Origin of the sequence: Pseudomonas sp. PS01270 (genome assembly GCF_029959775.1) — a bacterium.
In the GTDB taxonomy this organism is placed as follows: domain Bacteria; phylum Pseudomonadota; class Gammaproteobacteria; order Pseudomonadales; family Pseudomonadaceae; genus Aquipseudomonas; species Aquipseudomonas atacamensis.
Window position 1 is genome coordinate 1 of sequence record NZ_JASCPT010000016.1, and the last position, 18,738, is coordinate 18,738.

17 protein-coding genes and 2 riboswitches are annotated in these 18,738 nt (G+C 61.0%); of the genes, 6 read left to right on the forward strand and 11 right to left on the reverse strand.

From position 1 onward, the window contains the following. Nucleotides 1–95: 95 nt before the first annotated feature. From QMX86_RS07820 to QMX86_RS07840, 5 genes are read right to left on the reverse strand one after another with little or no spacing between them, the layout of a single operon-like run. The gene (locus tag QMX86_RS07820; RefSeq protein WP_016774497.1) at nt 96–485 is read right to left on the reverse strand and encodes a RidA family protein; all 390 of its coding nucleotides are present in this window, start codon (nt 483–485) and stop codon (nt 96–98) included. Between the two features lie 31 nt (nt 486–516). Continuing rightward, nucleotides 517–1,308 (reverse strand): amino acid ABC transporter ATP-binding protein, encoded by a 792-nt coding sequence (locus QMX86_RS07825; protein WP_130887818.1) that lies wholly within the window; start codon nt 1,306–1,308, stop codon nt 517–519. Then, on the reverse strand, nt 1,305–1,967 hold the full coding sequence (locus tag QMX86_RS07830) for an amino acid ABC transporter permease (protein ID WP_133338115.1): 663 nt from the start codon (nt 1,965–1,967) through the stop codon (nt 1,305–1,307). Before QMX86_RS07830 ends, QMX86_RS07825 begins: the two co-directional genes overlap by 4 nt. A gap of 9 nt (nt 1,968–1,976) precedes the next feature. Then, nucleotides 1,977–2,639 carry an amino acid ABC transporter permease gene (locus tag QMX86_RS07835; protein ID WP_024012746.1) on the reverse strand — a complete coding sequence of 221 codons (663 nt, stop codon included), beginning with the start codon at nt 2,637–2,639 and terminating at the stop codon, nt 1,977–1,979. 51 nt (nt 2,640–2,690) lie between these two features. Beyond that, nucleotides 2,691–3,539, reverse strand: a complete 849-nt coding sequence (locus tag QMX86_RS07840) for a transporter substrate-binding domain-containing protein (RefSeq protein ID WP_016774493.1) — start codon at nt 3,537–3,539, stop codon at nt 2,691–2,693. Between the two features lie 458 nt (nt 3,540–3,997). Here QMX86_RS07840 and QMX86_RS07845 point away from each other — a divergent pair, with 458 nt between their 5' ends. Continuing rightward, entirely contained in the window at nt 3,998–4,429 is a 432-nt protein-coding gene (locus tag QMX86_RS07845; protein WP_282383326.1) for a thioredoxin family protein, read from the forward strand. A 115-nt stretch (nt 4,430–4,544) separates the two neighbouring features. Further along, nucleotides 4,545–5,621, forward strand: a complete 1,077-nt coding sequence (locus tag QMX86_RS07850) for a GGDEF domain-containing protein (RefSeq protein WP_122699207.1) — start codon at nt 4,545–4,547, stop codon at nt 5,619–5,621. A 35-nt stretch (nt 5,622–5,656) separates the two neighbouring features. Here QMX86_RS07850 and QMX86_RS07855 read toward each other — a convergent pair whose 3' ends face one another. The 5 genes from QMX86_RS07855 to cobW form a co-directional block, all read right to left on the reverse strand. Then, nucleotides 5,657–7,216 (reverse strand): TerC family protein, encoded by a 1,560-nt coding sequence (locus tag QMX86_RS07855; protein WP_016774490.1) that lies wholly within the window; start codon nt 7,214–7,216, stop codon nt 5,657–5,659. Nucleotides 7,217–7,573: 357 nt separating this feature from the next. Then, a complete protein-coding gene (locus tag QMX86_RS07860; protein WP_282383380.1) occupies nt 7,574–8,266 on the reverse strand; it encodes a VWA domain-containing protein in 693 nt (230 codons plus the stop codon). Then, nucleotides 8,239–9,249, reverse strand: coding sequence for an AAA family ATPase (locus tag QMX86_RS07865; RefSeq protein ID WP_282383383.1), 1,011 nt, complete (start codon nt 9,247–9,249; stop codon nt 8,239–8,241). Before QMX86_RS07865 ends, QMX86_RS07860 begins: the two co-directional genes overlap by 28 nt. Nucleotides 9,250–9,473: 224 nt before the next feature. Beyond that, nucleotides 9,474–13,322: a cobaltochelatase subunit CobN gene (cobN, locus tag QMX86_RS07870; RefSeq protein WP_282383386.1), complete on the reverse strand. Its 3,849-nt coding sequence runs from the start codon at nt 13,320–13,322 to the stop codon at nt 9,474–9,476. Between the two features lie 3 nt (nt 13,323–13,325). Further along, the gene (gene cobW, locus QMX86_RS07875; protein ID WP_024012737.1) at nt 13,326–14,390 is read right to left on the reverse strand and encodes a cobalamin biosynthesis protein CobW; all 1,065 of its coding nucleotides are present in this window, start codon (nt 14,388–14,390) and stop codon (nt 13,326–13,328) included. A 98-nt stretch (nt 14,391–14,488) separates the two neighbouring features. Further along, nucleotides 14,489–14,701, reverse strand: a riboswitch (cobalamin riboswitch). Nucleotides 14,702–15,550: 849 nt separating this feature from the next. Next, nucleotides 15,551–15,769: riboswitch (cobalamin riboswitch) on the forward strand. Between the two features lie 122 nt (nt 15,770–15,891). Here cobW and QMX86_RS07880 point away from each other — a divergent pair. From QMX86_RS07880 to cobM, 4 genes are all read left to right on the forward strand, one after another. After that, nucleotides 15,892–16,089: a CbtB domain-containing protein gene (locus tag QMX86_RS07880; protein WP_016774486.1), complete on the forward strand. Its 198-nt coding sequence runs from the start codon at nt 15,892–15,894 to the stop codon at nt 16,087–16,089. An 11-nt stretch (nt 16,090–16,100) separates the two neighbouring features. Next, nucleotides 16,101–16,802 carry a CbtA family protein gene (locus tag QMX86_RS07885; RefSeq protein ID WP_056785224.1) on the forward strand — a complete coding sequence of 234 codons (702 nt, stop codon included), beginning with the start codon at nt 16,101–16,103 and terminating at the stop codon, nt 16,800–16,802. Then, entirely contained in the window at nt 16,799–17,212 is a 414-nt protein-coding gene (locus QMX86_RS07890; protein ID WP_122507089.1) for a cobalamin biosynthesis protein, read from the forward strand. Before QMX86_RS07885 ends, QMX86_RS07890 begins: the two co-directional genes overlap by 4 nt. A gap of 78 nt (nt 17,213–17,290) precedes the next feature. Beyond that, the gene (cobM, locus tag QMX86_RS07895; protein ID WP_282383399.1) at nt 17,291–18,037 is read left to right on the forward strand and encodes a precorrin-4 C(11)-methyltransferase; all 747 of its coding nucleotides are present in this window, start codon (nt 17,291–17,293) and stop codon (nt 18,035–18,037) included. Between the two features lie 114 nt (nt 18,038–18,151). Here cobM and nfuA read toward each other — a convergent pair whose 3' ends face one another. After that, the gene (nfuA, locus tag QMX86_RS07900) at nt 18,152–18,736 is read right to left on the reverse strand and encodes a Fe-S biogenesis protein NfuA (protein WP_003225494.1); all 585 of its coding nucleotides are present in this window, start codon (nt 18,734–18,736) and stop codon (nt 18,152–18,154) included. Nucleotides 18,737–18,738 lie beyond the last annotated feature (2 nt).

Genomic DNA, 18,738 nt, shown 5'->3' on the forward strand with positions numbered 1-18,738 from the left:
CCTGTTACATCGCTTTCGCGAGCAGGCTCGCTCCCACAGAAAAACGCATTCCAAATGTGGGAGCGAGCCTGCTCGCGAAGAGGGCTGCACTTGTTTCAGGCCTTCTTCTTGTAGGCAATGCAGTCAATCTCAACCTTGCAATCAACCATCATGCTCGCCTGCACACAGGCCCGCGCCGGGGCGTGTTCGGGTTTGAAATACTCGGCGAAGACCTTGTTGAAACTGCTGAAATCCCGTGGATCGTCCAGCCAGACGCCGGCGCGGACCACGTCTTCAAGACCATAACCAGCCTCTTCGAGAATGGCGATCAGGTTCTTCATGGTCTGGTGGGTCTGTTCGACGATGCCGCCAACGATGATCTCGCCATCCACCGCCGGTACCTGGCCGGACACATGCAGCCAGCCATCCGCTTCAACTGCGCGGGCGAATGGACGAGGCTGGCCGCCGGCGGCGGTGCTGCCGGTGCCGTAACGCGTAATGCTCATGGGTGTTTCTCCTGATTGCAAAAGTGCAGATTCAAAACCGCGTGCTCTTGAGAAATTCCGCCAGACGCGGCGATTGCGGGCGTTCGAACAGTTCCTTGGGAGGTCCCTGCTCTTCGATCCGCCCTTGATTCATGAAAACGATCTTGTCCGAGACCTCGAAGGCGAAACGCATTTCGTGGGTCACCAGCAACATGGTCATGCCGTCTTCGGCCAGCCCCTTGATCACGTTGAGCACCTCACCGACCAGTTCCGGGTCGAGGGCTGAGGTGACTTCGTCAAAGAGCATCAGGCTCGGGTTCATCGCAATCGCCCGCGCAATCGCTACGCGCTGTTGCTGACCGCCGGACAACTGACCGGGAAAGTGATTGCGCCGCTCCAGCAGGCCGACACGCTCCAGCCATTTTTCGGCAAGCACCACGGCTTCGTCCTTGTGCATTTTCTTCACCTTGAGCAGGCCCAAGGTGACGTTCTGCAACGCGGTCAGGTGCGGGAAGAGGTTGAATTGCTGGAAGGCCATGCCGGTCATCGCACGATGGCGGGCAATGACCTTTTCCGCATGGCGCACACGTTTACCGTTGACCTCGTCGTAGCCGATGGACTCGCCGTCGAGCAGGATCTGCCCGCCCTGGAATTCTTCGAGCATGTTCACGCAACGCAGCAGCGTGGTTTTGCCCGAACCGCTGGAGCCGATCAGCGTGACGACGTTGCCGCGCTGCATGCTCAGGTCGACACCCTTGAGCACTTCCACCGTGCCGTACTGTTTGTGCAGGCCGCGAATATCCAGCAATGCCTGATCCTGTGAAGCAACTTGAGCTTGAGTCATGGCAGGGCCACCCGCTTTTCAATGTGCCGGCCGAGTAATTCGATGCCGTAGTTGATGACGAAGAACAGAAAACCGGCGAACAGGTAGAACTCCAGGGTCATGAAGTTCCGGGCGATGATCTGTTGCGTGCTGAGCAGCAATTCGGCGACGCCGATCACCGAGAGCAAGGTCGACGCCTTAACGATTTCGGTGGACGAGTTGACCCAGGTCGGCAGGATCTGCCGCAGCGCCTGAGGTAACAGTACGTAGCCGAGGGATTGATAGAACGTCAGGCCGATGGCTTTGCCCGCCTCCATCTGCCCGCGCGGCAAGGCTTGCAGCGCACCACGAACGATTTCGGCGACGTGCGAGCCGCAAAACAGTGTCAGGCCCAGGGCTCCAGCCTGAAACGCACTGATCTGCCAACCGAGCGCCGGCGCCATATAAAAGCAGGCCAGCACCAATACAAACACCGGCGTGCCGCGAATCAGATCGACGTACAGCCGAAACGGCGCGCGCATCCAGAACTTGCCGTAAGTCAGGACCAGGCCGGCAACCACGCCGAGCATGGTGCCCAACACAATGGCCAGCGCCGAGACCTGCACACTGGTCAGAAAGCCCTGCCACAACGGCTCGCGCGCGACCCACAATTCATGCAACCAACTGGGAGATTCGTACATCGCAGCCTCCTATCGGCGGATCGCCAGACGCTGCTCGAGGTAACGCAGCAGCATGGCAATGAGGTAACAGGCCGCGACATACAACGCCGTGGTCACCAGCCAGGTTTCGATCACCCGGTAGCTTTCGACGTTGATCTTGCGCGCGTAATAGGTCAGCTCCGGCACCGCAATCGCAGCCGCCAGCGAGGTGTCCTTGAACAGCGAAATGAAGTTGTTCGACAGCGCCGGCAACACGTTGCGCAGCATCACCGGCACGGTGACGTAAGCCTTGACCTGCCATTCACCGAGACCGATTGCCAGCCCGGCTTCGCGCTGGCCTTTGGGAATGCTCAGCAAGCCGCCACGGAAGACTTCGGTCAGGTACGCGCCGGCATACAGCGACAGCGTGATGATGAACGAAGGAATCTTGTCCAGACGAATGCCAAGGCTGGGCAGTGCAAAGTAGATCAACAGAATCAACACCAGGATCGGCGTGTTACGCACTACCGTGACGTACACCGAGGCCAGCACCCGCAAGGCGCGATGCTTCGACAGCAAGGCAAACGCCATCAGCAGGCCGATCACGCAGCCGATGGCGATCGACACCAGCGCCAGTTGCAAGCCCAGACCGAGCCCCGCCAGCAAGGTGTCGAAATCGCGCCACACGGCGGCAAAGTTCAACTGATAGTTCATGGTCAGCAGTACCTTGAGCGGGGCGACGGTCATCGCCCCACTCTCACGGGATCATTTGAATTCGACTGGGAAACCGATGGCTGGAGATGGCAGATCAACACCGAACCATTGTTTGAACGAGGCGGCGTAGGTCGGGAACTCAACACCGGTCATGGCTTCATGCAGCGCGGTGTTGACGAAGTTCAGCCAGTCCTGATCGCCACGTTTGACGGCGCAGGCGTAAGTCTGCGGGCTCCAGGCATAGCTCGGGCTGCGGTAGCGGCCAGGGTTCTGCACCATCAGGTATTTGACTGAGGACTGATCGGTGGCGGCGGCATCGGCGCGGCCGGAGTTCACGGCCTGGTACATCAGGTCAACGCTGTCGTACTGATCGACCTTGGCTTTGGGCAATGCCTGATGCACCAGTTCTTCGGCGTAGACGTTCTGCAGCACCGCAACGGTGACGTCATCGCCCGCCGCCTGCAGGTCTTCGATTTCCTTGTACTTGCTGTTGTTCGGCAACAGCAGCCCAACACCTTCGCGGTAGTACGGCAGGGTGAACGCGACTTGCTGTGCGCGGCTGGCGGTAACGGTGATGAACTGGCAGCTCATGTCGACCTTGTCGGTGAGCAGATTGGGAATCCGCGCATCGGACGACTGCACCACGAACTCGACCTTGCTCGGGTCGTTGAACAGCCCTTTGGCCACGATCCTGGCGATGTCGATATCAAAACCCTGCAACTTGCCGTCCGCGCCCTGAAAGTGCCACGGCGCATTGGTGCTGCCGGTGCCCACGATCAACTTGCCACGGGCGAGAACACTGTCGAGCTTGCTGTCGGCAGCCTGGGCCAGGCCCATGACCGAGGAAGAAGCCGCAAGAACAAAAACACACGCTTTGAACAAAGAAGGACGGCGATGCATGGCAAGCACTCCAGAATTGTGTTTATTCCGCTATACCGGAACACGGTTTGTTACTACGGAATAAACAGCAGAAAGTGTGCCACAGGAATCTCGCGAAATCTGTAACTGCTTTGAACGCTATTGGAATCAACAAGATATGGTTCGTGGACCAAAGGGTTTGGCCCGACTTAGAACGAAGGAAAGACCTGACACAGCCATTAAAGGGGTAATGCGTTCCCAACTTGGGTCAGATCGCGCCGTTGTGGTGCGAATCAGGGTGACAGTTGAACAAGACCCGGTATCAGCGCTTTAGCGCCTGCCTGTAGACATCCCCACCCTGCCGTTTCCCGACGGCTATCACCGTCACGACAGCACTTCTCGTGGTTACGCAGCCCACCTGTAATTTCTGACAGTAGACCGCGACGCCCCTGCTCCTTTAACGTCAAGGTGCCTACCCGCTCGTTGAAAAGGACCCTTCGATGAACGCCACAAACACAACTTCCGCGCTGGCCCCGGTTTACCGCAAAGCCCTGAAAACCTGGCGTCCGGTCATTCTGTATTTCGCCAATGAACACTGCCCCGCCTGCGAATGGGCCGGGCCGATCTTTCGGCAGATTGCCGAGCCTTACCGACTGCGCGCCAACATTTATATGCTCAACACCAGCCAATCGCCCAAGCACCCGAATGTCACGGGCACGCCAACAGTGCTGTTCTATAAAAACGGCAGGCTGCTGAAAAAGCTCAAAGGTATCGGCACCGAGGAAACCCTGGCGAAGGATATGGCCCGGCATGTCGGCAGAACAAAGGCTCCCGCAACGCCACGCAAACCTCACCATGATCTGGCCTGGCTGAGGCGCACGCTCAAGTCGTTGCGCACCGTCACTGGTTCGCGCCACCGGCTTCTGCGCTGAACCCGACCGGGATTGGACAACCCGCGGTCTGCCTGCTTTGCTGTTGAGCGAACACATTGCGCGCCGCCCGCCGGTTCGGGTGGTTGCCAGGATCGGCGCAGACAGCGGGACAAGCATGTTCGAAACCATTGAAGCGCAAGCGTTGAAGGAAACCGCGTCTAACGAGTTGAGGGAAGAGTTTCTCCAGCGCGAATTCGAACGGCTCAAACCGTTCAGCTTGTTGATCTATGTGGTCAGCATTTTCATGTGGCTGCTGTTTGATCTGATCGTCAGTTTTCTCGGCGGCCAGGGTTTCACGTGGCGCTCGATGGCGTTTCTCGCTGGTTTCGCGCTGTTGACGGTGGTGCTCGGTTTTACGCGCAGGGCTAGCCATTTCGATGTGCTCACCCTGTTGCTGGTCCTGGGATTGACCGTCGGTGTGCGAATGATCGTCGACGGCCTCGCGCCTGCTTCGCACAGCTTGTGGCTGGTGCTGGCCGCAGCGAGCATGTTGTACAGCGTGTCGGTACTGCCGCTGCGGCGCTGGGCGTTCTTTGCGGTACAAGTTGTGATCTGGGTGATCCTCAACCCGTTTCTCGCCACCACTACCGAAATCACTGAACTGCGCGGCGTCCTGACTGCCTGCTACAGCGTGTTCCTCTGCGCGCTCACGGTGTACACCTTTTTGAAATTTCGTGAGGCCAAGCTGAACAACTACCTGATGTCGCGGCTGCTGCTGGATCAGGCCTATAACGACCCGCTGACGCAGATTCCCAACCGACGCTCGTTCATGACCCACGCAGGGCAACGGCTGCTGGCAAGCCCGCGCGAGCGCGATCATTACCTGATGATGATCGACATCGACAACTTCAAGAAGGTCAACGACACCTACGGGCATGACATCGGTGATGAGGTGCTCATTCGCGTCGCTGCCGATATCAAGACAGTGATGATTGCGTTTGACTACGCGCGTATGGGCGGTGAGGAGTTCGCGATCTATCTGGCGGGAGTGCGGCGCGAGGACGTTGAAAGCCTTGCCACGCAACTGTGCCAGTCAGTGCGTGAACAGCCCACCCAGCACCCGGTCACCATCAGCATCGGCATTACCCGGGTGGCTGAGGGTGACTCGTTGAATCAGGCGCTGATCAAGGCGGATGCGGCGTTGTACGAATCAAAGCATACGGGCAAGGACCGCTTTACGTTTCATCAGTAACAAGCGCAGCGACCGCTGCGCCATTCCGCGAATGCTCAAGCCACCTCACGCTCCAGCAACACGCGCGTCACCCGCCGCTCTTCGACCGCTTTGACGGTCAGTTGCCAGCCCTCGTATTCCAGCCGATCACCGGTCATCGGCAACCGATCCAGCAGACTCATGACCAACCCGGCCATGGTCTGATAATCCTCGGTCGGCTCGGCATCGAAGCCGGTACGCTGGCGAACGCGAGCCAAGGGCAGCGCGCCGCTGACCAGAAACCCGCCGCGCTCTTCGACCACATCAGGGCCTTCGATTTCACTGGCATCGGGCAACTCACCGGCGATCGATTCGAGGATGTCGGTCATGGTCAATACGCCGACGAAATCGCCAAACTCATTGACCACGAAGGCGATGTGCGTCGATGCCGCGCGCATCTGCTCCAGGGCATTGAGGATCGAGTAACTGTCGAGCAGATTGACGGTCTTGCGTGCCAGATGCTCAAGGTTCGGCTCGTTGCCCGCCAGATACTCCTTGAGCAGTTCCTTCTTGTGTACGAAGCCAAGCGGCTCGTCCACCGCGCCATCGCGAATCAGCGGCAAGCGTGAATACGACGAATGCATCAACTTCGTGCGAATGGTTTCGGCGTCATCGGCAAGATCAATCAGGTCAACGTCGGCGCGCACCGTCATCAGGTTGCGAATCGGCCGCTCCGCCAGTTGCAGCACACCGCTGATCATCACCCGCTCACGACGGTCGAACAGCTCGGCCACCGGCGCTTCACCGTTGTCCAGCAGGTCGGAGATTTCCTCACCAACCTCCTCCGCCGCCAGCTTGCGGCCACCGAGCAGACGCATCACCGCATGGGCCGTGCGCTCGCGCATCGGGCGCACGCCCTGCATCGAACGTTTGCGCCGAGCCCGGGCGATCTGGTTGAAGACTTCGATGAGGATCGAGAAACCGATGGCGGCGTACAGGTAACCTTTCGGGATATGGAAGCCCAGACCTTCGGCGGTCAGGGCAAAACCGATCATCATCAGGAAGCCCAGACACAGCATGATCACGGTCGGATGCGCGTTGACGAAGCGGGTCAGCGGCTTGCTGGCGACGATCATCAGGCCGATGGAAATGATCACGGCGATCATCATCACCGCCAGTTCATCGACCATGCCCACAGCGGTAATCACCGCATCGAGGGAGAACACCGCGTCGAGCACCACGATCTGCGCCACGATCGGCCAGAACAGCGCGTAGGTTGTGTTGGTCGAGCGCTCGCCGACATGGCCTTCGAGCCGTTCATGCAACTCCATCGTCGCCTTGAACAACAGGAACACGCCACCGAACAGCATGATCAGATCACGCCCGGAGAAGCTCTTGTCGAACACCTCGAACAACGGCTGCGTGAGCGTAACCAGCCAGGAAATGCTCGCCAACAGGCCCAGGCGCATGATCAACGCCAACGACAGGCCGATGATCCGCGCGCGATCGCGCTGATGCGGCGGCAGTTTGTCGGCAAGAATTGCGATGAACACCAGGTTGTCGATACCCAGCACCAGTTCCAGCACGATCAGAGTCAACAGGCCTAACCAGGCTGTGGGATCTGCTAACCATTCCATAAAACGTCTCGATCTCTCTTCAGTGAATTCAGGCGGCCGTACACGGCGAAGTGCAACGCGAAGGCTCAAGAGCCGCGTTATCAACCATAGTCGGAAGTCGGAAGACGGGATGCTGCGAAAGGATCAAGACCGCGCGAAGGCGTGCTGGAGAGTGCTGACTGGGAGGCTCCGAGAGGGTGTTCATGTAGATCCTGAATGAAAAATGGCCTTCGAGCGTACAGCGTCGACCGGCCTGTTCTACAGCGGCAAATCATTTCAAAATCTGTACGAATCAATGTAACCGAAGATTTTCAGCGTTGCTGAAGAAGCCTTCGCGAGCAGGCTCGCTCCCACAGGGTTTGAGCAGCGCGGCGGATTTCAGCGCAAACCCAGCTCATCGATATGCTGATACTGCGCTTGCAGCGCGGTCGCAAGATCCTTCGCCCGGCCCAGTCGAATCGGCCCGCGCTCAATGTCGATCAGCAATCCCGGACACGCCAGCACCGGCAACGCCGACAGTTCTTTCACGCGACCATCGGTCACGATCAGGCAGCGTTGCTGTTCGGCGGGAAAGCGCTTGCGTCTAACCGTCAGCCATTGCTGCGCCTGGTCCAGCGCCGCGAGCAACGGCGTGCCGCCACCGGCGCCCAGACCGTCGAGCCAAGCGCTCAGGCCGCTTGAGGCCTTCAAGCCTTGCACCTGCCATTTCGGCGCAGAACCACTGGCAGTCAGCAACGCCAGCCGCGCCCGCTGGTGGTAAGCATCGTCGAACAACTGCGCGAGCAGGCCCTTGGCATCGCTCAAGGCCTGATGGCGACGGGTCGAAGCCGACGCGTCGACGATCACCAGCCAAATTTCATGGGGCGAACGGGTGCGCTGTTGAAACAGCAAATCGGCGCGGCGCTGCGGGCGGCCATTGAGCAGCGTGCCCGGCCAGTTCACCGAACCGCTGCTGGCGCTCTGGCGTTGGCCCTGGCGGCCATTGTCGAGTTGTCCGGCACGGGGTCTGGCATTCGCCCCCGCGTCGGATCGAGGGCGAATGCCTAGGGCTTTTTTGCCAGTGGCGGCCAACTCGGAAGTTCGCGGCGGGCACCGGTGGCTTGCGCCGTTGCCGGCATCTCGCCCCACTGGCCCTGGCCTTCGCCGGATTTGCTGTCTGTGCCTGACGGAGATTGCGCTTGTGATTGGGCGCTGGATGAAGGGTGTTCGCGACGGCGATGGCGCAGGGCAAATTCGGCCACCGCGTCGATGTCCTCTTCAGCAATCGCATCCGCCCCACGCCACGCCGCATGGGCGCGGGCCGCGCGCAACCAGACCAGATCGGCGCGCAAGCCATCGACGCCAGCAGCGAAACAACGCTCGGTAATCAACGCCAATGCCGCGTCATCCAGCGGGATGGCTGCCAAGCGCTCGCGGGCGCTTTCACAGCGCGAACGCAGGATGTGTTGCTCGCTCGCCCACTGCGCGCAGAACCCTTGTGGATCGCTGTCGAAATCCAGCCGCCGGCGAATGATCTGTCCGCGTTCGGCGGGCGCGGTGTGGCCGCTCAGGGCAACGTTCAAGCCGAAGCGGTCAAGCAGTTGCGGCCGCAGCTCGCCCTCTTCCGGGTTCATGGTGCCGATCAGGACGAATTTGGCCGAATGCCGATGGGAAATGCCGTCACGCTCGATCAGATTGGTACCGCTGGCGGCGACATCGAGCAGCAGGTCGACCAAGTGATCGGGCAGCAGATTGACCTCATCGACATAGAGCACGCCACCGTCAGCCTTGGCCAGAACACCGGGCGAAAACTGCGCGCGACCGTCGCTGAGGGCAGCATCGAGATCGAGGGTGCCGACCAGCCGCTCTTCGGTAGCGCCCAACGGCAAAGTGACGAACTGGCCGCTGGCGAGCAGGTCCGCCAGGCCCCGGGCCAGCGTCGACTTGGCCATGCCGCGCGGACCTTCGATGAGTACGCCGCCGATTTTCGGGTCGATGGCGGTCAGGCACAGGGCGAGCTTCAGGTCATCGGCGCCGACCACGGCGGAGAGTGGGAAATGCGGGGTGTCGGTCATTTGGGTTTTCCCTTTCGTGGTCTTTGGTGTGCTTGAGTTTTAGTGGCGTGTCAGTTGGGTGGCCCTCACCCTAACCCTCTCCCAGAGGGAGAGGGAACTGATCTGGGTGCTCTTGCAAGTTGCGCCGACCTGAATTATCGAGTTGAACTCAGGCCTCAAAACCAACACAAATCGGCTCCCTCTCCCTCCGGGAGAGGGCTGGGGTGAGGGTAGCTTTTTAGCGGCTACATATCTTCCTCGATATCCAACAGCAAATTCTCCAGCGCCTCTTTATAAGCCCCAGGCTCCTGCCACATCCCGCGCTGCTGCGCTTCGAGCATGCGTTCGGTCATGTCGCGCAGAGCATGCGGATTATGTTCACGAACAAAATCCCGGGTCGCCGGATCGAGCAAATATGCCTCCGCCAGCAACGCGTACTGATGGTCATCGATCAACTGCGTGGTCGCATCGAAAGCGAACAGATTATCAACCGTCGCCGCCAGTTCGAACGCGCCTTTGTAGCCGTGACGCTTGACCCCGTCGATCCACTTCGGATTCGCCGCGCGCGAGCGCACCACACGGTTCAACTCTTCCTTCAGGGTACGAATCTTCGGCAGATCCGGCTGGCTGTGATCACCGTGATAACTGGCCGCCGCTTCGCCGCGCAGCGTCTCCACCGCCGCGAGCATGCCGCCATGGAACTGGTAGTAATCGTTGGAATCGAGCAAGTCATGCTCGCGGTTGTCCTGGTTCTGCAGAACTGCCTGGACTTGGCTCAGACGCTGGCTGAACTGCTCGCGGGCAGCCGTGCCCTCGTCGGCGCCGCCGTAAGCGTAGGCGCCCCAGTTCAGGTAAACCTCGGCGAGGTCTTCGCGGGTCTGCCACAGACGCCCATCGATGGCGCCTTGCACCCCGGCGCCGTAAGCTCCCGGTTTTGCGCCGAAGATGCGCCACCCGGCCTGACGCAGCGCGGTATCTTCATCGACGCCCGACTGCAACAGCGCTTGGCGTTCGGCGCGCACCTTGGCGGCCAATGGGTTCAAGTCATCCGGCTCATCCAGCGCGGCCACCGCTTGCACGGCGGCGTCGAACAGGCGGATGAGATTGGCAAACGCATCACGGAAAAAGCCCGAAACCCGCAGCGTCACGTCGACCCGGGGACGATCGAGCAGACTCAGCGGCAGAATCTCGAAATCATCCACGCGCTGACTGCCCGTGGCCCAGACCGGACGCACGCCCATCAACGCCATGGCCTGAGCGATGTCATCGCCGCCGGTGCGCATGGTTGCGGTGCCCCACACGGACAAGCCGAGTTGGCGCAAGTGATCGCCGTGGTCCTGCAAGTGTCGTTCAAGGATGAGCGTCGCCGACTGGAATCCGATGCGCCACGCGGTGGTAGTCGGCAGATTGCGCACGTCCACCGAATAGAAGTTGCGCCCGGTGGGCAGCACGTCGAGACGACCACGGCTCGGAGCACCGCTGGGGCCGGCGGGGACGAAACGACCGCTGAGGGCGTCAAGCAGACCGCGCATTTCGGCCGGGCCACAAGCGTCGAGCCGTGGGGCGACGACTTCGCGCAGATGCTCGAGTATCGAATTAACCTCCGCGTACCCCGACCCTTGTGGGAGCGAGCCTGCTCGCGAACTCGGTGTGTCATTCAACAATGATTTACCTGACGCACCGCTTTCGCGAGCATGCTCGCTCGCACAGGGGACATTCAGTGTTTGGGAGATCAGGTCTGCGGCAAATAACTCGAGGCGTTCGCGGGTGTCGCCGGCGGTGCGCCAGACTTCTGCGCTGAGGGTCTGCAACTCGGTCGGACGCGGGCCGTTCCAAGGATCGGCCAAGGCGCAATCCAGCGGATCAAAACCGAGATCAAACGCTTTGGCCAGTGCTCGCAGCAGACTCGACTGCGAGCCTTTGCCGTCACCGCGCGGGATGCGCAGCAACGCCAGCAAGGTATCGATACGCAAGCGCCCGCTCGGCGATTCGCCAAAAATGTGCAACCCGTCGCGAATCTGCGATTCCTTCAGGTCGCACAGATAAGTGTCCAGACGCGGCAACCAGATCGCCGCATCGGCATCGCTGTCCAGCGCGGCATCCAGTTGCAATTCGCGGTCGATTTGCGTGTCCCGCACCAGTTGCAGAATGTCGCGTTGCAACTCACGGGCGCGGCGCGGATCGAGCAGTTGCGCCTCGTAATACTCGTCGGCGAGCAGCTCCAGATTGCGCAGCGGCCCGTAGGTTTCGGCGCGGGTCAGTGGCGGCATCAGGTGGTCGATGATCACCGCTTGCGTGCGCCGTTTGGCCTGGGCGCCCTCGCCCGGATCGTTGACGATAAACGGATAGATATTTGGCAGCGGGCCGAGCAACGCATCCGGCCAGCAGTTTTCCGATAGCCCAACGCCCTTGCCCGGCAGCCATTCGAGATTGCCATGCTTGCCGACGTGGATCACGCCGTGGGCACCGTAGGTGTTGCGCAACCAGAAATAGAACGCCAGATAGCCGTGCGGCGGAACCAGATCCGGGTCGTGGTACACCGCGCTCGGATCGACCTGATAACCGCGTGCAGGCTGAATGCCGACAAAGGTCAGACCGAAGCGCAGACCGGCGATCATCAGCCGGCCGTCGCGACACATCGGATCGTTGTGTGGCGATCCCCAACGCTCGACTACCGCAGCGCGATTCGCCTCCGGCAACGCGTTGAACATTGCCAGGTAATCGTCCATCGCCAGGCTTTGCTGGCACGGGCGCAGGTCGAGACTGTCGAGGTCGTTGCTGACACCGCCGAGCAATTGCTGGATCAGCTCGGTGCCGCTATCGGGCAACTCGGCCGTGATCGGATAACCTTCAGCACGCAATGCGCGGAGGATATTCAGCGCCGCCGCCGGCGTATCGAGGCCGACGCCATTGCCGATGCGGCCGTCGCGGGTCGGGTAGTTGGCGAGGATCAACGCGATGCGTTTTTCGCCGTTCGGCACGTGTGCCAAAGCAACCCAGCGCCGCGCCAGTTCGGCGACGAAATCCATGCGTTCGGGCTGGGCGCGATAGCAGACCACATCGGACTGACTGCGCTCGCTGCGCCACGCCAGATCCTTGAAGCTGATCGGTCGGCTGATGATGCGCCCGTCAAGCTCCGGCAAAGCAATGTGCATCGCCAGATCGCGCGGCCCAAGGCCCTGTTCGCTGTCGCGCCAGCCGGGCTCATTGTCCTGGGCGCAGATCGCTTGAATCACCGGAATGTTGCGGCGAAACGGGCGCAGATGCGGCGCTTCGGGGCTGGACTGGGCAAAACCGGTGGTGTTGAGAATCACCCCCGCCTCGACTTCATCCAGCCAGTCCTCGACAACCGACAGACAACCGGGTTCTTTCAGACTGGCCACCGCGATCGGCAGCGGATTGAGCCCGGCTGCCTGCAAACGCTGACAGAACACATCGATGAACGCGGTGTTCGCCGCCTGCAAATGCGAGCGATAAAACAACAGCGCCGCCACCGGTTGACCGGGCAGCCATTCGGCTTGCCAGTCGCTCAGGGCAGCGCTGTTTTTCTGTGGGTGATAAATCGCCGTGCGCGGCAGGGTTTGCGGCTCGTTCCACGGGTAATCGCGGGCGAACCATTGGTTGCCCAGGCAACGGAAGAAATCCAGCGCATTGCCCATGCCGCCCTGACGCAGAAATTGCCAGAGTCGATCGCGTACTTCGGCGCTGACCGTGCTCAAGTCACTGAGCTCGGGGTCCGGGCGGTCATCGCCGGGCACCAGAATCAGTTGCACGCCGCGTTCGGACAACTCGACCAGCCGCTCGACACCGTAGCGCCAATAGGCAATGCCGCCATGCAGGGAGATCAGAATGACCTTGGCGTGGCGCAGGACTTCGTCGACATACAGATCGACCGAGGCATGATTCTGCACCTGCATCGGGTTGGCCAGACGCAGGCTCGGATAGTCATCCGGCAATTGCTGCGCAGCCTCGGCAAGCAGCGCCAGGCTGGAATCGCCGCTGCACAGGATCACCAGCTCGGCGGGGGTTTGTCCGAGGTCGGCAATGTTGTCGTCCGAGACGAATCCGCCGGGCTGGGTCCTGAGCAGGTGCATGGCTTAAACGCTGAGCGCAGCGCGCAATTGCGCTTCGAGTTGTGCGGCATCGAGTTCCTGACCGATCAGCACCAGACGCGTGACGCGCGCTTCTTCGGCGCCCCACTGACGGTCGAAATGCTTGTCGAAACGCGTGCCCACACCCTGGATCAACAGGCGCATCGGCTTGTTCGGAATCGCCGCGAAGCCTTTCACGCGCAGAATGCCGTGTTGCACCACGAGTTGCGTCAGCGCATCGAGCAGCAGGCTTTCGTCGGCTTGCGGCAGTTCGATGGAGATCGAATCGAAGGCGTCGTGATCGTGGTCGTCGTCATCACCGTCGTGATGGTGATCGTGGTGACTGTGGCGGCTGTCGATGTGTTCCTCGGAGCCGGCACCGAGGCCGATCAACACGTCGAGCGGCAGGCGGCCATTGCTGGCTTCGATGATTTTCACTGCTGGCGGCAGCTCTTCGGCGACTTCAGCGCGCACCCGAGCCAGATCTTCCGCGCTGGTCTGGTCGGCCTTGTTGAGGATGACCAGGTCAGCACTGGCCAGTTGATCGGCGAACAATTCGTGCAGCGGCGACTCGTGATCAAGGTTCGGATCGAGTTTGCGCTGGGCATCGACCTGATCCGGGAACGCGGCGAAGGTGCCAGCAGCGACGGCCGGGCTGTCGACCACGGTAATGACTGCATCGACGGTGCAGGCACTGCGAATTTCCGGCCACTGGAAGGCTTGCACCAACGGCTTGGGCAGGGCCAGGCCGGAGGTTTCGATGAGAATGTGATCGAGGTCACCTCGACGGGCGACCAGTTCGCGCATCACCGGGAAGAATTCTTCCTGCACGGTGCAGCACAGGCAGCCGTTGGCCAGCTCATAAACGCGGCCGCTGGCCTCTTCTTCGGTGCAGCCGATGGTGCATTGCTTGAGGATTTCACCGTCGATGCCGAGCTCGCCAAACTCGTTGACGATCACCGCGATGCGCCGGCCCTGAGCGTTATCGAGCATGTGCCGCAGCAGCGTGGTTTTGCCCGAACCGAGGAAACCGGTGACGATGGTGACGGGGAGTTTGGCCAGTGTTTTCATCGGTATGCCCTTTGGCAAGCGGCGGGCATACGGGACGAGAACCGGCAGCGCGCATGCACGCCGGAAGCATTCGCCACCGGATCACCCCGCCCGGTTGTAGTGAGAATCTGTGACGAGGCAGGTCTCCTGGCTGACGGCGTTCAGGCGCTGGGCCTGGCGTCCATTGCGCCTTCCCGCTGGCTCATCGGTTGAGCTGGCAGTGGCGTGGCAACGAACATCACCGTTCACAGTTGCGGGGGCAGCCGCGGCTTTGACCGCGTTCCCTTCTTAGCTTCGGCGAGTGCCGAAGAACCTCGAAAGCGCAAGGCTACGCATGGGTCCGTCGTGGGTCAATGGTCGGTGAGTCTGAAACTGGGGGTATATCCGTTGCTGCGGTAACGGCTTCTTAAGGTTTTGCTCTTACAGCGAGTCCCTTTTTCAAACGCCGGAGTGCCGGCACAGCAAAAAGGAACCAAAAGGCTTTGCCCCGGCGTACGGCCCGCTCGCTGGGGCTCGGGGTACCTTCGTTACGGGACCGATCCGGGCGCAGCCTGCTGAAGGGGCAAAAGATCAAAGCCAAAGCAAAAGCCAGATCTAGAGCCCCTCACCCTAGCCCTCTCCCCGAGGGAGAGGGGACTGACCGAGGTGTTTAGGCGAAATACGCCGACTTGCGATATCGAGTCGAATGCAGATTCTGAAAAGCCCGCAAATCGGCTCCCTCTCCCTCGGGAGAGGGCTGGGGTGAGGGGAGAATCCAACACAGATCCAAAGCAGACCACACGCTTTTCACCACTCAACAATGAGCGTTAGCTCGAGTGCTCTTGATCTTGATCCACCGGCGACGTCGGAAGGCTGAGCGGAGGGATTGATCCGGGCGTGGGAGCGCAGCGACCGTACGACGCAGTCGTACACAGCGGAAGGAGGTGCAGCGAAGCAAACCGTAGCCGCTGCGCCCGGATCAGTCCCGCAGCGAAGGAACCCGAGCCTGCGAGGGCCGAACGTAGGAGCAAGCCTTTTTGGGTACTTTTTCGGCGTTTGGAAAAAGTGCCTCGCCGTAAGGGCGAAACCGTAATCAGCAACACCCGCAGCAACGGATATACACACAAAAACATCAGAAAAATACCCCCACTGCAGCACCGAAAACTCCCCGAAAATTGACTAAAAACCCAAACCCATGTTCTCCTGCCCACCTTGTTACGGGTGCCCTTCACAGGGTGAAACGGGAAACCGGTGAATCATGTGCTTTACTCAAAGCCATGTCAGTCCGGTGCTGCCCCCGCAACGGTAAGCGAGCGAAGCGTCAGACCACTGTGCCCCGGCATGGGAAGGTGACGCTTGCAGGTCGGCCTCGTGCCAACCCCTCGCAAGCCCGGAGACCGGCCCGCAACACCCAGCACGCGCAAGCGCCGCTGACCACAAACAAACCCGCGGTGGGCGGGCGCTGTTCGAAATCCCTGCGTGCCCGGCTCGCAGGGATTTTCATGCGCTCTGTTTACCCGCTGACATTTCAGAGGGAAGCGCTATGTCGATCATCAGCAATACCGTCAGCCACACTGACCACATCTCCAGCAGCACCACACTCGGCCAACGCGTGGCCGCCGCCCTCTTCGCCTCGATCCTCGGTGCCAGCCTGGTCTGGTTCGCCGGTTTCTCGCACATCGAAGCGGTGCACAACGCCGCCCACGATACCCGCCACAGCGCCGCGTTCCCGTGCCACTGAGGCTTGCCGAGATGATCAAGCGTATCGCGCAAACCGCAGGCTTCACCGGCTTGCTGGCCGCCCTGCTGCTGACCCTGCTGCAGAGTTTCTGGGTATCGCCACTGATTCTGCAGGCCGAAACCTTCGAGAAATCCGAACCGGTCGCGCAAGTTCACGAACACGCCGCCGGCACCGCCGCCCACAGCCATGATGGCGAAGCCTGGGAGCCGGAAGACGGCTGGCAGCGCGTGGTATCGACCACTGGCGGCAATCTGGTGGTGGCGGTGGGTTTCGCCCTGATGCTCGCCGGCCTGTACACCTTGCGCGCGCCGACCAAGACCTCGCAAGGGCTGCTCTGGGGTCTGGCCGGTTACGCGACGTTCGTTCTCGCGCCGACCTTGGGCCTGCCACCTGAATTGCCGGGCACTGCGGCCGCCGATCTGGCATCGCGGCAGATCTGGTGGATCGGCACTGCCGCTTCGACCGCCGTCGGCCTGGCACTGATCGCCTTCAGCCGCCACTGGCTGATGAAGCTTCTCGGTGTGGCGATTCTCGCCGTGCCGCATGTGATCGGCGCGCCGCAACCGCAGGTGCATTCGATGCTTGCCCCAGAGGCACTGGAAACCCAGTTCAAAATCGCTTCGCAGCTGACCAACGTCGCGTTCTGGCTGGCCTTGGGCCTGATCAGTGCATGGTTGTTCCGCCGCAAAAGCGCAGGCCCATATCAGGCATGACCGATGACCGCGCAGCGCCGACCCTGGTGGTCGGCCTCGGCTGCCAGCGGGGCTGCCCGGCCAGTACGTTGCGTGCGTTACTCGATCAAGCGTTGCAGGCGCACCGCATCGAGCTGCGAGCGGTCAAGGCTTTGGCGAGTATCGACCTCAAGCGCGACGAACCGGGGTTGCTGGAACTGGCCACACAATTGAACCTGCCGCTGCAGTATTTCAACAGTGCCGAACTGGCGCCCTATCAGCAGCGCCTCAGCCATCAATCGCAGATCGCCTTTGAGCGCACCGGCTGCTACGGCGTGGCGGAAAGCGCCGCGCTGGCTCTCGCCGAGCAACTGATTCAGGCGCCGGCGAAACTGCTGATCCACCGGCAGAAATATGCGCAGGCCACGCTGGCATTGGCCGGCGCTGCATAAAATCCCGATAATCCCCGCCATTGATCATGAGCACGCTTCATCTGCAGTGGGGCTGCGCCTCTTCACAAGGATTCAACGATGACCGTCTACTTCATCGGCGCCGGCCCCGGCGACCCGGAACTCATCACCGTCAAAGGCCAACGGCTGATTCGCAGCTGCCCGGTGATCATTTATGCCGGTTCGCTGGTACCCGCAGCGGTGCTGGAAGGTCATCAGGCCGAAACCGTGGTCAACAGCGCTGAACTGCATCTGGAACAGATCATCGACCTGATCAGGACGGCCCATGCCAAAGGCCAGGATGTTGCCCGCGTGCATTCGGGGGATCCAGGTCTGTACGGCGCGATTGGTGAGCAGATCCGCTACTTGCGTGAGCTGAGCATTCCTTTCGAGATCATTCCGGGCGTGACCGCCACGGCTGCATGCGCAGCGCTGCTGGGCGCCGAGTTGACCCTGCCGGACATTTCGCAAAGCGTGATCCTGACCCGTTACGCCGACAAGACCGCGATGCCCGTTGGCGAGGAGCTGGCCAGCCTGGCGCAGCATGGCGCGACCATGGCCATTCATTTGGGGGTCAATCATCTGGAAAAGATTTTGGTTGAATTGCTGCCGCATTACGGCGCGGACTGCCCGATTGCCGTGATTCACCGCGCGACATGGCCGGATCAGAACTGGGTCGTCGGTACACTGGCGGACATTGCCGCAAAGGTCGAGGCCAAAGGGTTTCGGCGTACGGCGCTGATTCTGGTCGGGCGGGTGCTGGGCAGCGAGGTGTTCAGCGAGTCTTCGTTGTATCGCGCCGGGCATGCGCATTTGTACCGACCGTGAGTGGAACGCGGAGCGTCCCGGGCTGCATGCCCACGCGGAGCGTGGGCATGATCAAGCCACAGGCATAAAAAACGGCGCTCACGGGCGCCGTTTTTCATGTTCGCAGCGAACGCCTTAGTAGTAGGCGTTTTCTTTCTGCGTGTGGTCGGTCACATCGCGAACGCCCTTGAGCTCCGGGATGCGCTCGAGCAGAGTGCGCTCGATGCCTTCCTTCAAGGTCACGTCGGCCTGGCCGCAGCCCTGGCAACCGCCACCGAACTGCAACACGGCAATGCCGTCCTCGACCACATCGATCAGGCTGACCTGACCGCCGTGGCTGGCCAGCCCCGGGTTGATCTCGGTTTGCAGGTAGTAGTTGATGCGCTCGTTGACCGGGCTGTCGGCATTGACCATCGGCACCTTGGCATTTGGCGCCTTGATGGTCAGCTGGCCGCCCATACGGTCGGTGGCATAGTCGACAACGGCGTCGTCAAGAAACGCTTCGCTGAAGGAATCGATGTAGGCGGTGAAGCTTTTCAGCCCCAGCGCGGTATCTTCGGGTTTCTCTTCGCCTGGCTTGCAGTAGGCAATGCAGGTTTCGGCGTACTGGGTACCAGGCTGGGTGATGAAGACACGGATGCCGATGCCCGGGGTGTTCTGCTTGGAGAGCAGATCGGCCAGGTAATCATGGGCGGCGTCGGTAATGGTAATAGCGGTCATAA